This is a genomic window from Shimia sp. R10_1 (assembly GCF_017744095.1).
GTDB lineage: Bacteria > Pseudomonadota > Alphaproteobacteria > Rhodobacterales > Rhodobacteraceae > Shimia.
The window spans coordinates 21,576-35,652 of the sequence record NZ_JAGHQX010000013.1 but is presented as its reverse complement, the minus strand read 5'-3'; the positions used below and the strand labels follow the sequence as shown (position 1 = coordinate 35,652).

At 59.6% G+C, this 14,077-nt stretch carries 13 protein-coding genes and 1 tRNA gene; 12 read left to right on the top strand and 2 right to left on the bottom strand.

Annotation, left to right across the window (positions count from 1 at the left end):
• Positions 1–42: 42 nt before the first annotated feature.
• Positions 43–480 carry a type II 3-dehydroquinate dehydratase gene (gene aroQ / locus J7413_RS18630; RefSeq protein ID WP_209100994.1) on the bottom strand — a complete coding sequence of 146 codons (438 nt, stop codon included), beginning with the start codon at positions 478–480 and terminating at the stop codon, positions 43–45.
• Positions 481–753: 273 nt separating this feature from the next.
• Between aroQ and J7413_RS18625 the strand changes: the two genes are divergently transcribed.
• From J7413_RS18625 to J7413_RS18590, 8 genes are all read left to right on the top strand, one after another.
• Positions 754–1,863 (top strand): MHYT domain-containing protein, encoded by a 1,110-nt coding sequence (locus J7413_RS18625; protein WP_209100992.1) that lies wholly within the window; start codon positions 754–756, stop codon positions 1,861–1,863.
• A 350-nt stretch (positions 1,864–2,213) separates the two neighbouring features.
• Positions 2,214–3,047: a xanthine dehydrogenase family protein subunit M gene (locus J7413_RS18620; protein ID WP_209100991.1), complete on the top strand. Its 834-nt coding sequence runs from the start codon at positions 2,214–2,216 to the stop codon at positions 3,045–3,047.
• A gap of 11 nt (positions 3,048–3,058) precedes the next feature.
• Complete coding sequence (locus J7413_RS18615; protein ID WP_209100990.1) at positions 3,059–3,553, top strand: (2Fe-2S)-binding protein; 495 nt, start codon at positions 3,059–3,061, stop codon at positions 3,551–3,553.
• Entirely contained in the window at positions 3,550–5,979 is a 2,430-nt protein-coding gene (locus tag J7413_RS18610; protein ID WP_209100989.1) for an aerobic carbon-monoxide dehydrogenase large subunit, read from the top strand. The genes J7413_RS18615 and J7413_RS18610 overlap by 4 nt, the downstream gene beginning before the upstream one ends.
• An 80-nt stretch (positions 5,980–6,059) precedes the next feature.
• The gene (locus J7413_RS18605) at positions 6,060–6,926 is read left to right on the top strand and encodes a MoxR family ATPase (RefSeq protein ID WP_209077388.1); all 867 of its coding nucleotides are present in this window, start codon (positions 6,060–6,062) and stop codon (positions 6,924–6,926) included.
• Entirely contained in the window at positions 6,926–8,116 is a 1,191-nt protein-coding gene (locus J7413_RS18600) for a VWA domain-containing protein (protein ID WP_209100988.1), read from the top strand. Before J7413_RS18605 ends, J7413_RS18600 begins: the two co-directional genes overlap by 1 nt.
• A 27-nt stretch (positions 8,117–8,143) precedes the next feature.
• Complete coding sequence (locus J7413_RS18595; protein ID WP_209100987.1) at positions 8,144–8,914, top strand: XdhC family protein; 771 nt, start codon at positions 8,144–8,146, stop codon at positions 8,912–8,914.
• 130 nt (positions 8,915–9,044) lie between these two features.
• Positions 9,045–9,497, top strand: coding sequence for a carbon monoxide dehydrogenase subunit G (locus tag J7413_RS18590; RefSeq protein WP_209100986.1), 453 nt, complete (start codon positions 9,045–9,047; stop codon positions 9,495–9,497).
• Positions 9,498–9,594: 97 nt separating this feature from the next.
• Here the strand turns inward: J7413_RS18590 and J7413_RS18585 are convergent.
• Positions 9,595–9,671, bottom strand: a tRNA-Met gene (locus J7413_RS18585).
• 301 nt (positions 9,672–9,972) lie between these two features.
• Between J7413_RS18585 and phnC the strand changes: the two genes are divergently transcribed.
• From phnC to phnE (J7413_RS18565), 4 genes are all read left to right on the top strand, one after another.
• Complete coding sequence (gene phnC / locus J7413_RS18580; protein WP_209100984.1) at positions 9,973–10,797, top strand: phosphonate ABC transporter ATP-binding protein; 825 nt, start codon at positions 9,973–9,975, stop codon at positions 10,795–10,797.
• Positions 10,798–10,855: 58 nt separating this feature from the next.
• A complete protein-coding gene (phnD, locus tag J7413_RS18575; protein WP_209100982.1) occupies positions 10,856–11,758 on the top strand; it encodes a phosphonate ABC transporter substrate-binding protein in 903 nt (300 codons plus the stop codon).
• Positions 11,759–11,829: 71 nt separating this feature from the next.
• A complete protein-coding gene (gene phnE, locus J7413_RS18570) occupies positions 11,830–12,732 on the top strand; it encodes a phosphonate ABC transporter, permease protein PhnE (RefSeq protein ID WP_209100981.1) in 903 nt (300 codons plus the stop codon).
• The gene (gene phnE / locus J7413_RS18565; RefSeq protein ID WP_209100980.1) at positions 12,729–14,054 is read left to right on the top strand and encodes a phosphonate ABC transporter, permease protein PhnE; all 1,326 of its coding nucleotides are present in this window, start codon (positions 12,729–12,731) and stop codon (positions 14,052–14,054) included. Before phnE (J7413_RS18570) ends, phnE (J7413_RS18565) begins: the two co-directional genes overlap by 4 nt.
• Positions 14,055–14,077: the final 23 nt, after the last annotated feature.

The window sequence follows — 14,077 nt, the reverse complement described above, 5'->3', positions numbered from 1 at the left end:
GGGGCAGGCAGGCGCAGAACTCCCTGCGGTCGGTCGGAAGGATTAACCGAGCAGCGTGCCCATGCGGCGCATGGCCAGTGCGTAGCCTTCCACGCCAAAGCCAGCGATCACGCCCTCTGCGCGGGCAGAGACATAGGAGTGATGCCGGAAGGCCTCGCGTTTGTGGATGTTGGAGATATGCACCTCCAGCACCGGGCCGTCGAAGGTGTTGAGCGCGTCCAGAATGGCCACGGATGTGTGGCTGTAGGCGGCTGGGTTGATGATGATCCCGGCGGCGTGGTCGCGGGCCTCATGAATCCAATCCACCAGTTCTCCTTCGTGATTGGATTGCAGCAGCTTCACCGACAACCCGTGCGAGGCCCCGACCGCGGCGCAGGAGGTTTCAACATCGGCCAGCGTGTCATGGCCATAAATCTCCGGTTCACGTTTGCCCAGAAGGTTCAGGTTGGGACCGTTGAGGATGTAAATTGTGCTGCTCATGTGCGCTCTGCCTTTTGTGCTGGCTCTGACCTAGCCGCAAATGCGCGACTGGGGCAATAGGGGGCAAAAACGCATCAGAAATCTGTGGCTGGGGTGCGCCTAACGGTGCGTGCAGTGACACCCGGAGGGCCACTTCGGTGGCCTTGTTGTGGGCTTCCTGTGGCGCACCGCAGCTAAGACCATAAAAGTGTGAGAGAAAATTGCCTTTGCATGAGGCATTTGTTAGCGTTCCCCCAGCAACCAAACGGCAGCGATCAGGGGAGGATCACAGGCGTGTTGGAGGTTTCGCACAACCCTGTGCTTGTGGCTTTGTCTCTTGCGGTGGCGCTGATGGCGGGGTTCACAGGCTTTTCCTTGACGCGTGGTGCGAGCGCACTGCCGAGCACGCGTCGCAAAATTGTTGTGGCTCTGTCGTCGGTCGTTTTGGGGGGCGGCGTCTGGTCGGTGCATTTTATTGGCATGCTCGGTTTGCAGCTGCCGGTGATGTTTTTCTATGACGCGCTGATCACGATGATTTCGGTGCTGGTGGCGATTCTGGTGACTGGGATTGCGCTGTTGTTGCTGCATTTCCGTGAACGCACGCCACAGATTTTGATCAGTGCGGGGAGCATACTCGGGATTGGTGTGATGGCGATGCATTACATCGGTATGGCGGGGATGCAGGTCTGTCGGCCGATTTATGATGTGCTGGATATTGTGATCCCGACGGGGGCGTCTGTGCTGTTGTGGATTGTGGTGGTCTGGGTTGCATATTCGGAGCGGACACAGCGCAGCACGGTGCTTGGCACGCTGGGATTTGGCATTGCGCTTTTCTCTTTGCACTACGGGGCGGTTGCGATGACCAGTTTTGAGGTCACAGGGGCCGGTGGCGTGCAGGGGGCCGCGCTGGACAACTATGTGATGGCCATGGGGGTGACCTTTGCTGTGTTTCTGATTTGCGGGGCCTTTATGCTGACCAGCATCACCTTTGTGCTGCCTCAGGAGGTGGAGGAAATTGACCTCGCGCCTGTCAGCAGCGAGCCAGAGACGGCCGTGCGGCCGGTGGTGGCCTCTGCTGGGGTGCCGTTTGAACGCGAAGGTCAGACGTTTTTTGCCGAACCTATGCAGATTGCGGCCATACGCGCGGAGGGGCACTATACGGTGCTCTATCTGGACGCGGAGAAGCTGTTTTGCCCCTGGTCGATCACGGAGGCAGACAACCGGCTGGAGGCAAGCGGGTTTTTACGGGCGCACCGGAGCTATCTGATCAATCCGGCGCATGTGAGCAGTTTTGAGCGCAACAAAGACAATGGAACGCTCTATTTTGATGCGGTGGAGAGCCTGCCCAAGGTGCCTGTGAGCCGGTCGCGTATGGCGGCGTTGCGCGAGACACTGGGGCTTTGAGAACGCGCTGATCGCGCAGGGCCTGCGTCCTTTCTTGCACAGTGACGTCCGATTTACAGCATTCAGACTGAGCTGGGTGATTATACCCCTATACTTGTTCCATGGCGCCTGTTCAGCAGGCGGCTGCGTCGGATTTTATGGCAACAAAGGCGTGCGAACAGGTGTCTGTTTTCGTTGGCCTGACTGAACGTGAGTCTTGGTGAAATTGCCGCATTTCGCAACTCGTGCAGCCTATTCGCATTTCGTGCAACGAACGGCGTGGCCTGTTTTTAAAGGCTCGCCTCGTTGGGAGTTGGCTGGCGGACTGGTGTTTGAAACCTGCGTTGTGCGGGTGAGGGAGGACAAGCCAGATGATACCAGCGGGGTTCGAATACCACCGGCCGTCTGACATTGCCGGCGCAGTGTCGATTTTACAGGAACATGGAGATGAGGCGCGGGTGATCGCGGGCGGGCACAGCCTGATCCCGATGATGAAACTGCGCATGGCCGACATGGGCCACCTGATTGATCTGCAGGATATTGATGCCTTGAAGGGCATTGAGATTGGCAGCGATGTGGTGACGATCGGGGCGATGGTGACGCAGCATGAGCTGATCACACATGAGGGGCTGTCAAACGCCGTGCCGTTGATCAAAGAGGCGGCGCTTTTGATTGCGGATCCGCAGGTGCGCTACATGGGCACGGTGGGCGGCAATGTCGCCAACGGCGATCCGGGCAATGACATGCCGGGGTTGATGCAATGCCTGAACGCACATTTTGAGTTGAGCGGGCCAGATGGGGGGCGCACCGTTGCGGCACGCGAGTTCTATGAGGCGGCCTATTTCACTGCGCGTGATGATGAGGAGATCCTGACACGGATCTCCATTCCTGTGCCCGCAGGCGGCACCGGTTATGCCTATGAAAAGCAGAAGCGCAAAATTGGCGATTATGCCACGGCGGCGGCGGCTGTGATGATTGGTGGCGGTACGGCGTCGGTGGCGATGACCAACCTTGCGGACACGCCGATCTGGTCTGAGGAGGCTGGCGCGGCGCTGGCGGCGGGGGATGTTGACGGCTGTGTCAGCGCGATGATGGGCGCGATTGATCCGGTGGCGGACAACCGCGGCCCGATTGAATTCAAGAAACATGTGGCTGCCGTGATCCTGCGCCGCGCGATTGCGCGTGCTCAGAGCCGTGCAAGCTGAGGGGGGACATCATGGCTAAGATGCATGTAAAGATGACCGTGAATGGCAAAGAGGTGGAAGGGCTTGCGGAGCCGCGCACGCTTTTGATCCATTTCCTGCGTGAAAACCTGAACATCACCGGGCCACATATCGGTTGTGAAACATCGCACTGCGGGGCCTGCACGGTGGATCTGGACGGCAAGTCCGTGAAAAGCTGCACTGTGTTTGTCGCCCAGGCGCAGGGTAAAGATTTGACCACGGTGGAAGGTCTGGTGAATGAGGACGGCAGCCTTGGTGTGCTGCAGGAGATGTTCCGTGAGCATCACGGGCTGCAATGCGGTTTCTGCACGCCGGGGATGATTACCCGCGCGCACCGCCTGTTGCAGGAAAATCCGAACCCGACCGAAGAAGAGATCCGCTTTGGCATGGCGGGCAATATCTGCCGCTGCACCGGATACCAGAACATTGTGAAGTCGATTGCCGCTGCGGCGGACACGCTGAACGCTCAGAAGGAGGCGGCAGAATGAATGACATGACACCGACCCCCGAAGAACGCGCTGCCAATCTGAAAGGCATGGGCTGTGCCCGCAAACGCGTGGAAGATGTGCGCTTTACCCAAGGGCGCGGCAACTATGTGGATGACATCAAGCTTGATGGCATGTTGTTTGGCGACTTTGTGCGCTCGCCCTATGCCCATGCGCGGGTGGTGAGCATCAACGCGGAAGAGGCCATGAAGGTGCCCGGTGTGGTGGCTGTGATCACCGCGGCGGATCTGGAGCCGCTTGGTTTGCACTGGATGCCGACTTTGGCCGGTGACAAGCAGATGGTGCTGGCCGATGGTAAAGTGCTGTTTCAAGGCCAAGAAGTGGCCTTTGTGGTGGCGGAAGATCGCTACGCGGCGGCGGATGCGGTGGAACTGGTGGAAGTCGAATATGAAGAGCTTCCTGTCATCGTGGATCCGTTTGAGGCGCTGAAATCCGATGTGGTGCTGCGCGAAGACACCGTGGATGAAAACGGCAAGGCCACTGATGGCGCGCATGGGCCGCGCAATCACCCCAACCACATCTTCACCTGGGAGCAGGGTGATGAGGCGGCAACAGACGCGGTGATGGCGGAGGCGGAAGTGGTTGCGGAAGAGACCATGTATTACCACCGCACGCATCCCTGCCCGCTGGAAACCTGCGGCTCTGTGGCCTCAATGGACAAGGTGACCGGCAAGCTCACACTTTGGGGCACGTTTCAGGCCCCCCATGCGATCCGCACCGTGGTGTCGCTGATTTCCGGCATTGAGGAGCACAATATCCGGGTGATCAGCCCCGATATCGGCGGCGGCTTTGGCAACAAAGTGGGCGCGTATTCGGGCTATGTCTGTTCGGTTGTGGCCTCCATTGTCACCGGGCGGCCGGTGAAATGGGTCGAAGACCGCATGGAAAATCTGATGACCACGGCTTTCGCGCGGGACTATTGGATGAGCGGCAAGATTTCCGCCACCAAAGAGGGCAAGATCACCGGGCTGCACTGTCATGTGACCGCAGATCACGGCGGCTTTGACGCCTGCGCTGATCCGACCAAATTCCCGGCTGGGTTCATGAACATCTGCACCGGCTCTTATGACATTCCGACAGCCTATCTGGCTGTGGATGGGGTTTATACCAACAAAGCGCCGGGTGGGGTGAGCTATCGCTGTTCCTTCCGCGTGACGGAGGCGGTCTACTTCATCGAGCGGATGATTGAGGTTCTGGCGATCAAGCTGAACATGGATGCCGCCGAGCTGCGCCGGATCAACTTCATCAAGAAAGAGCAGTTCCCCTATCAGTCGGCCCTTGGCTGGGAATATGACAGCGGGGATTATCACACCGCCTGGGACAAGGCGATGGAGGCTGTGGATTACCAAGGTCTGCGCGCCGAGCAGGCGCAGCGGATTGAGGATTTCAAAGCCGGCAAGACCCGCAGCCTGATGGGCATTGGCCTGACCTTCTTTACCGAGATTGTCGGCGCGGGGCCTGTGAAGAATTGCGATATCCTTGGGCTGGGCATGTTTGACAGCTGTGAGATCCGCATTCACCCGACAGGCTCTGCGATTGCGCGGCTGGGTACGATCAGTCAGGGGCAGGGGCATGCGACCACATTTGCGCAGATCCTTGCAACCGAGATTGGCCTGCCTGCGGACAGCATCACCATTGAGGAAGGCGATACAGACACAGCCCCTTATGGGCTTGGCACCTATGGGTCACGCTCTACCCCGGTGGCGGGGGCGGCCACGGCGATGGCTGGGCGCAAGATCCGTGCGAAGGCGCAGATGATTGCGGCCTATTTGCTTGAGGTGCATGACGATGACGTCGAATTTGACGTGGATCGTTTTGTGGTCAAAGGTGCGCCGGAACGGTTCAAGACGATGAAAGAGATCGCCTTTGCCGCCTATAATCAGGCCATTCCGGGGATTGAGCCGGGGCTTGAGGCGGTGAGCTATTATGACCCGCCCAATATGACCTATCCGTTTGGTGCCTATGTCTGTGTGATGGACATTGACGTGGACACCGGTGTGCCGGAGATCCGCCGTTTCTATGCGCTGGATGACTGTGGCACGCGGATCAACCCGATGATCATCGAAGGGCAGATCCATGGTGGCCTGACTGAGGCGCTGGCCGTGGCGCTGGGGCAGGAGATTGCCTATGACGAGATGGGTAATGTGAAGACCGGCACCTTGATGGATTTCTTCCTGCCCACATCCTGGGAAGTGCCCAACTATGAAACAGACTACACAGTGACCCCAAGCCCGCATCATCCGATTGGTGCGAAGGGCGTGGGCGAGAGCCCGCATGTGGGTGGTGTGCCCTGTTTCTCCAATGCGGTGCATGATGCCTTCCGCGCCTTTGGGTTGACCCAGACCAATATGCCGCATGATCACTGGCGGATCTGGAAGACCGCCAATGAGCTGGGCTTGCATGGCTGAGCCGCTTATGACCTCGCCCGCGTTGCGGGCGGGGGCCTCCGGCGGGGATATTTTGAGAATAAGAAGGTGAGGGGCGCGCGATGAGCGTGAACGATGTGCAATCTGCCTTGGCGGAAGAGGGCTATGTGGCGGATGCGCGCCTTGCGATGGCGTTGCATCTGGCGGAGACCCTGGGGCGGCCCTTGCTGCTTGAGGGGCCTGCGGGGGTTGGCAAGACCGAGGTCGCCAAGGCAATGGCGGCGGTGCATGAGACCAAGTTGATCCGCCTGCAGTGTTATGAGGGCTTGGACGCGAGCCACGCGATTTATGAGTGGAACTATCAGCGGCAGCTGTTGGCGATCCGCGCGTCTGAGGCGCAGGGCGGCATGGCGGAAGCGGCGCTGTTTGGGGAAGACTACCTGCTGAAACGCCCGCTTCTGGAAGCGATCACACAGGAGCAGCCGCCGGTACTGCTGATTGATGAGATCGATCGGGCGGATGAGGAATTCGAGGCTTATCTGTTGGAGGTGCTGTCTGATTTCCAGATCACCATTCCGGAGGTGGGAACCGTTGAGGCGGTCACGCGGCCAATGGTGATTTTGACCGCCAATGGCACGCGGGAGCTTTCAGACGCGCTGCGGCGGCGGTGTCTTTATGCCTATGTGGAATACCCTGATCGGGAGACCGAGCTGGCGATCTTGCGCACGCGGATGCCGGAGATGGAAGGTCTGTTGGCGCGTCAGATTGTGGGTGTGGTGCAGGATTTGCGCCGTGAGGAGCTGGAGAAGGCGCCGGGTGTGGCGGAGATGCTGGACTGGGCGGCGGCGTTGGCTGGGCTGGGGGTCAATGATTTGGCGCAGAGCCCGGAGGCGGTGCAAGCGACACTGGTGTGTCTGCTGAAGACTGCGGCAGATTATGATGCGGCTCCGCGAGAAGTGATGGACCGGCTGATTGGAAAGGTCGCCTGATGCAGGTGACGCGGTTTCCCTCCCGTGCCGAAGGTTTGGCCGACCGCATGGCGGGGTTCATGGCGCATTTGCGTATGAATGGCCTGCCAGTGGGGGTGGCGGAAACCGGCGGTGCGCTGGCCGCTTTGGCGGCGGTGGAGGCGACGGATGTAGCGCAGGCGCGTGAAGCGCTTTGTGTTCTGTTGTCTGGGGATGCTGAGAGCTGGCGCAAGTTTGACGACCTGTTTGATGCCTATTGGTTCAACGCAGGCAAACAGAAGCAAGGGGCGGCAAAAAGCGATCATGTGAAGGTGCAGGCGGCGCGGCCCTTGTTGTGGCAGACGCATTTTGGCGAGAGTGCTGAAGGTGGCGTAGAGAGTGCTGAAGAGGCCTTGGCCCCGGATGGCGGGGACGGTGAGGCAGAAGGCACCGATGGGCGGCTGATTGCGACTGAGACAGACAACCTGACCCGGCGGGATCTGCGGGAGTTGATGGATGAGGACAGCCTGCGTCGCGCCGAAGCGGCGACGGTGCGGATTGCGCGCGTGATACGGGATCGGCGCTCACGGCGGCGCAAGCAGGCGCTGCGCGGCCCGCAGCTCGACATGCGGCGCATTCAGCGGGCGTCGCTGGCACGTGGTGGCGAGCCGATGGAGCTGCATCGGCGGGCGCGGCCACCAAGACCGATGCAGATTGTCGCGCTGTGTGATGTGAGCGGGTCGATGACGGTTTATGCGCGGGTGTTTTTGGCCTTTCTCAAAGGGCTGGTGAGCAGTGAGACGCGCACCGATGCCTATCTGTTTCACACGCGGCTGATGCGGGTCACGGATGCGATGCGCGATCATGACACGCTGCGGGCGGCCTCGCGGCTGTCGCTGATGGCGGAAGGCTTTGGCGGGGGGACGGATATTTCCGGATCGCTGGAGCGTTTCCTGAATGGTTATGGCGCGCGGGCTCTGAATGGGCGGACGGTCGTGATCATTCTGTCGGATGGCTATTGCACCTCTGATCCGGAGGCGCTGGGCGCGGCTTTGGCCAAACTGAGGAAAAAGGCGCGGCGGATTGTCTGGCTGAACCCGCTGAAAGGCTGGCGGGACTATGCGCCAGTGGCGGCAAGCATGCAGGCGGCGCTGCCCTATCTGGATGCACATCTGCCGGCGAACACGCTTGAGGCGCTGGGGGCGCTTGAGCACGAGTTTGCCCGCTTATGAAACGGCGTGGCTTTGAGGGAGGAGCGCATGGAGGCGTTTGACATATTTGATACGGTGGCGCGCTTGCGTGAAGAAGGAGCGCCGTTTTGTGTCGCAACTGTGGTGCGTACCGCTGATGTGACCTCTGCCAAAGCAGGGGCGAAGGCCGCGGTGACGGAGCATGGCGAAATCATTGGCCATCTGGGGGGGGCTTGCGTGAAGCGCGCGGTGAAAGAAGCCGCAGTAGCCGCGCTGGTGGCCGCAACCCCACGGATGATCCGGGTGAAACCCTCTGACAAAGTGGTGTCCTTGCTGGATCCAGATGGGGTTCAGACCTTCAAGAGCGGCTGCCCGTCTGGCGGCACGGTGGATGTGCTGATTGAGCCCTATCAGCAGGCGCAGCGGCTGGTGATTTTTGGCGACACACCAATTGCGCAGTCGGTGGCGGCCCATGCCACGCTGGCCGGGTTTCGCGTGTGTCGTGGGGATGAAGGTGTGGGGCAGATCGAGGCACGTGATTTTGTGCTGGTCGCCTCCCAAGGGCAACGGGACAGCGATGCGCTGCGCTCGGCGCTGGAGACGCCAGCGCGGCGGGTGTCGATGGTGGCGAGCCGCAAGAAAGCCGCGGTGCTGTGTGACAAGCTGATTGCGGCGGGGTTGGCGGAGGCCAAAGTGGCGCGACTGAAAAGCCCGGCGGGGCTCGATATCGGGGCTGTGGACCCCCATGAGATCGCGCTGTCGATTTTGGCGGAGATCATCCAGTGGCGCCGGGCGGACAAAGCGGAACTGGGGGAGGGCAGCGATGAAAAGCTTGCGTGAGAAATGGCGGGCCTTTTGGGCACCGCGCAAAGATCTGACACCGGAGGAAGCGGCCGAAGAGGCGCTTCGGGTGTTTCCCAAATGTTGCTGAGATTGAAAATCTGATGAGACGAGGAAAGGCAGAGACCAAATGGAACTGAAAGACGAAATCCGCATCGCGGCGCCACGTGACGTGGTGTACCGGGCCCTGAATGACCCTGAGGTGCTGAAACAGTGCATTCCGGGGTGTGAAGAGCTGGAGCAGCACACGCCGGAGCATCTGGAGGCCAAAGTGGTGCTGAAGATCGGGCCGGTGAAAGCCAAATTTGCTGGAGAGGTGTTTCTGGACACCAGCGGCGCGCCAGACGGGTTTACCCTGAAAGGGGAAGGCAAAGGCGGCGCGGCGGGATTTGCCAAAGGCGGGGCCGAAGTGACCTTGACGGAAGACGGTGATGAGACCGTTCTGACCTATGAAGCCAAAGCAGAAGTCGGCGGCAAGATCGCGCAGCTGGGCAGCCGGCTCATTCAAGGCACGGCGAAGAAACTGTCGGCGAAGTTCTTTACCCAGTTTGCAGAGGTCGTGGCGGAAGAGGTGGCTGCGTAGGGCCGGCCCAGCCGCACCTGTTGGGGGCGCAGACTTCCACTCACGGACCCCAAAAAGCGAAGCCCGGATGGCGATCCATCCGGGCTTCTGGAATTCTTGGTGGCGGTACAGGGACTTGAACCCCGGACACGCGGATTATGATTCCGCTGCTCTAACCAACTGAGCTATACCGCCGTAAGTGAGGTGCGATTTAGGGTGTTCCTGAGGTGGGGTCAAGAGAGAAATCGGCATTCTTATGTGACTTTTTTCAGCGCGGGAATGCGGAGACCCTATCGGCGGTTGGCTTGCGGGGTCATCGCCCTGAAAACGCAGGTGTTTGGCGCAATCTTTGGGTGGTTTACGCGGCTCAAAAAAATTTGCGTGGTTACAAAACCGTAAAATTGCGCGCGGCGCCGTTACAGAAACTTCACCGTTCTGACAATTAAGCTTTGGATTCGGCCTGTAGGCAGCGCCCATCAAATGGTGGGGATAAGCCGTGCTACAAGTGAACAAACTGACCAAAGCCTTTGGTCCAAACGTGGCTGTCGACGCGGCCAATTTCGTTGTCGAAAAGCCTGCGATGATCGGGATTATTGGGCGGTCAGGTGCGGGTAAGTCCACCCTGCTGCGGATGCTGAACCGTCTGACCGAGGAAACCAGCGGGCAGATCATCTTTGACGGCACCGATGTGACCGCGTTGAAAAACGGAGACAAGCGCCGCTGGCAGAGCGAATGCGCGATGATTTTTCAGCAGTTCAACCTCGTGCCGCGTATGGATGTGGTGAGCAATGTGCTGCATGGCACGCTCAACCGTCGCAGCACGCTGGCGACGATGTTCAATCTGTTCCCCAATGAGGACATCCACCGCGCGATTGATATTCTGGATCGTCTCGGCATTGCCGAACATGCGGCCAAACGCGCCGAAGCGCTGTCTGGTGGCCAGCAGCAGCGCGTGGCGATTGCCCGTGCTCTGATGCAGGATCCAAAGATCATTCTGGCGGATGAGCCGATTGCCTCGCTCGATCCAATGAATGCACAAGTGGTGATGCAGTCGCTGCGCCAGATCCACGAAGAAGATGGCCGGATGGTGATTGCCAACCTGCACACGCTGGACACCGCCCGGCGCTATTGTGACCGGGTGATTGGCATGCGTGACGGGCGTATCGTGTTTGACGGCACGCCCGCGCAGCTGACCACCGGTGTGGCGCGCGACATTTACGGCGCAGATGCCACCTTTAGCGAAGCGGCCACCTCGACCGAGATCGAGACGCTGGACCGCACCGACGCAGAAGTCGGTCGCAAGACCCCTGAATACGCCTGAGTTTCATCACACCCCACGTCACAGAAGCGTGGGGTTTTTTATCAACTGGAGAGAAACGATGAAAAAACTGATTGCTGCCGTTCTGGCGACCACTGCCCTGACGGCCCCTGCGTTTGCTGAAGAAATCAGCGAATTCCGCATTGGTCTGCTGGGTGGCGAAAACGCCCAGGACCGTCTGAACAACAACGAGTGCCTGCGCGCCAAAACCGAAGAAGTTCTGGGTGTGCCGACCAAATTGTTCGCCCCTGCCGATTACAACGGCGTGATCCAGGGCCTGCTGGGCGGCACCATCGACATGGCGTGGCTGGGCGCGTCTGGTTATGCAAAGACCTACCTGTCTGACCCAGAAGCGGTTGAGCCGATCCTCGTGAAAGTGAATGTGGACGGTGGCTATGGCTACTACTCCATCGGTTTTGCCCGCAAAGACAGCGGCATCACCTCGCTGGAAGACATGAAGGGCAAAGTGTTTGGCTTTGGTGACCCGAACTCCACTTCCGGCTTCCTGATCCCATCCATCGAGATCCCAGAAGCCACCGGTTCCACCATGACCTCTGGCGACTACTTCGGCGAAGTGAAATTCTCCGGTGGCCACGAGCAGACCATTGTTGGTGTGAACAACGGCGACTTTGATGGCGGTGTGACCTGGGCCGATGGTCTGGGTGAGTGGGAAGATGGCTACAACTCCGGCGCGCTGCGTCGTGCGGTTGATGCGGGCCTCGTGGACATGAACGAGCTGGTCAAAATCTGGCAGTCCAAGCCGATCCCAGAAGGCCCAATCGTGCTGCGTAAAGCGCTGCCGGAAGACGTGAAAGTGAAGTTCACCGCGCTGATGGCTTCCCTGCCATCCATCGACCCTGACTGCGCCTATGGCGTGCTGTCTGGCGAAGCCAAAGGTGTGCAGCCAATCAGTCATGACGCTTACGAAGTGATCATCGAAGCGCGCAAACTGAAGTCCAACTAAGACGACTTCACCACATTGAGCAGGCCCCGTGCAGATGCGCGCGGGGCCTGTTTCCTGACTAAGGGGCTCCCATGACAGATTTGACCGGTAGCGGCACTGGCAGCCGTGACGCGGGCCATGTGCGCGCGGATTACATGGCGCAGGTGCGACGCAAGCGGATGATGGATGGCATCATCCTCATCGTTTTCATCGCCTTGATGACCACGGGTTTCATGATTGCGGATGACCGCAATGCCGGTGGGTTCTGGGACGGGCTGCACCGTCTGTTTGATTTCCCCAAAGAGGTGCTGGGCGAGGCTTTTGAAAAAGCCGCTGATCTGCCTGCGCATCTGCTCAAATTCCTGCCCTCGCTGATGGAAACCATCAATATCGCGGCGGCCTCCACCCTGATTGGCACGATGATGGGCATGGTGCTGTCGCTGCTGTCGACACGCGGCATGGCCAAGTGGCCGCGCCTCATTCCACTGTTTCGCCGGATCATGGACATCATGCGTGCGATGCCTGAAATCGTGATTGCGCTGGTTCTGATCTTTGTGATGGGTGGCGGGCCGGTGCCTGCGATGGTGGCGATTGCGTTTCACACCGCAGGTGCGATGGGCAAGCTGTTCTCCGAGGTCAATGAAAACGCGTCTCTCAAGCCTGTGGAAGGGTTGCAGTCGGTGGGCGCGAGCTGGACCCAGCGCATGTGGCTTGGGGTGATCCCGCAGGTGGCGCCCAACTACTTCAGCTACGCCCTGCTGCGGTTTGAGGTGAACATCCGCGCCTCTGCCATCCTCGGCTTCGTGGGTGCGGGCGGTATTGGCTATGAGCTGCGCAACGCGATGAGCTGGGGCAAAGGCCAATATGATGAGGCTGCCGCGATCTTCATTCTGCTGTTTGTCACCATTGTGGTGGTGGATCAGCTGTCCTCGCTGGTGCGCGAGCGTCTGACGCACGGCAAATCTGAGCAAAAACTTGAGAAGGCCTCGGCATGAGTATCGCAGCCAATGAAACCGATTTCCTGAAGGTTCAGGCGGATCGCCATTTTGCCAGAAAGAAGCTTGTGAGCTTTGGGCTGCCAGCGCTGGTGATTGCCTATCTGACCTATATCTTCTTCATCTTTGACATTCCCGGTCTGGCGCAGCGTTTTGAGGCGGACAATGCCCGCGCGCTTGTGGCGGACAGCTACAGCTACAAAACCCATGTGGCGCGTGACAATCGCTCCGGCGCGGTGTCTGTCGCCATCGAAGGGGAACGCAAAGGCACATATCCTGAGGGCACCTCTCCTGAGTGGGTCACGCTGGGGGACACCGACACGGTGATTGATCTGGGTGATGGCCATGTGGTGACTTATGGCGCCGACAATTTTGTCAGCTATGATGTGCCGGGCTATGGCCTGATCACGGCGCAGCCGAGCCGGGCTAAAGGCGTGCAGGCGGTGCTGCCGGAGGGGGAGACCCCTGAGTGGATCAACGCCTCTAAAAACCGGATGACCATCACCACGGATGCGGGGCGTCTGACGGTGACGCGCAACCGCACTGAGGTGTTCCGCTATTTCACTGGCTGGGAGCTGTTCTTCTTCACGCTCGACAGCCCCTATCACGGGATGCCTGTGGGCGAGGTGATGGCGCGCGCGTTGGGCGGTGAAGCCTCTGCGATCTGGCAGGATTTCTGGACCAACAAGATGTGGCGTCACCAAGATGTGGCCTGGGCGATCTTTGAAACGATCCTGATGGCCTTCCTTGGCACCATGGGGGCGGCCATTGTGGCGCTGCCGCTGGCGTTTCTTGCGGCGAAGAACTTTACCCCGCTGGTGGTTGTGCGCCAGATCACGCGCCGTTTCTTTGATTTCTTCCGTGGTGTGGATGCGCTGATCTGGACAATTGTTCTGGCGCGCGCTTTTGGGCCGGGGCCGCTCACCGGCGCTCTGGCGATCCTGATCACCGACACAGGGTCGTTTGGTAAAATGTTCTCTGAAGCGCTGGAAAACGTAGATCAAAAGCAGATCGAGGGCATTCAGTCCACCGGGGCCAAGCCGGTGCAGCGCTATCGCTTTGGGGTGATCCCGCAGGTGACGCCGATCCTGATGAGCCAGGTGCTGTATTTCCTGGAATCCAACACCCGCAGCGCCACCATCATCGGTGCGATCACTGGGGGCGGCATCGGGCTTTTGCTGACACAGGCGATGATCACCCAGAAAGACTGGGAAGAGGTGACCTATTACATCGTGCTGATCGTGTTGATGGTCATGGTGATGGACTGGTTCTCTGGCTGGCTGCGCCGCAAGCTGATCAATGGCGACGAGAGCGGACACTGATCCGCGCCACAGAATGTGCCTTC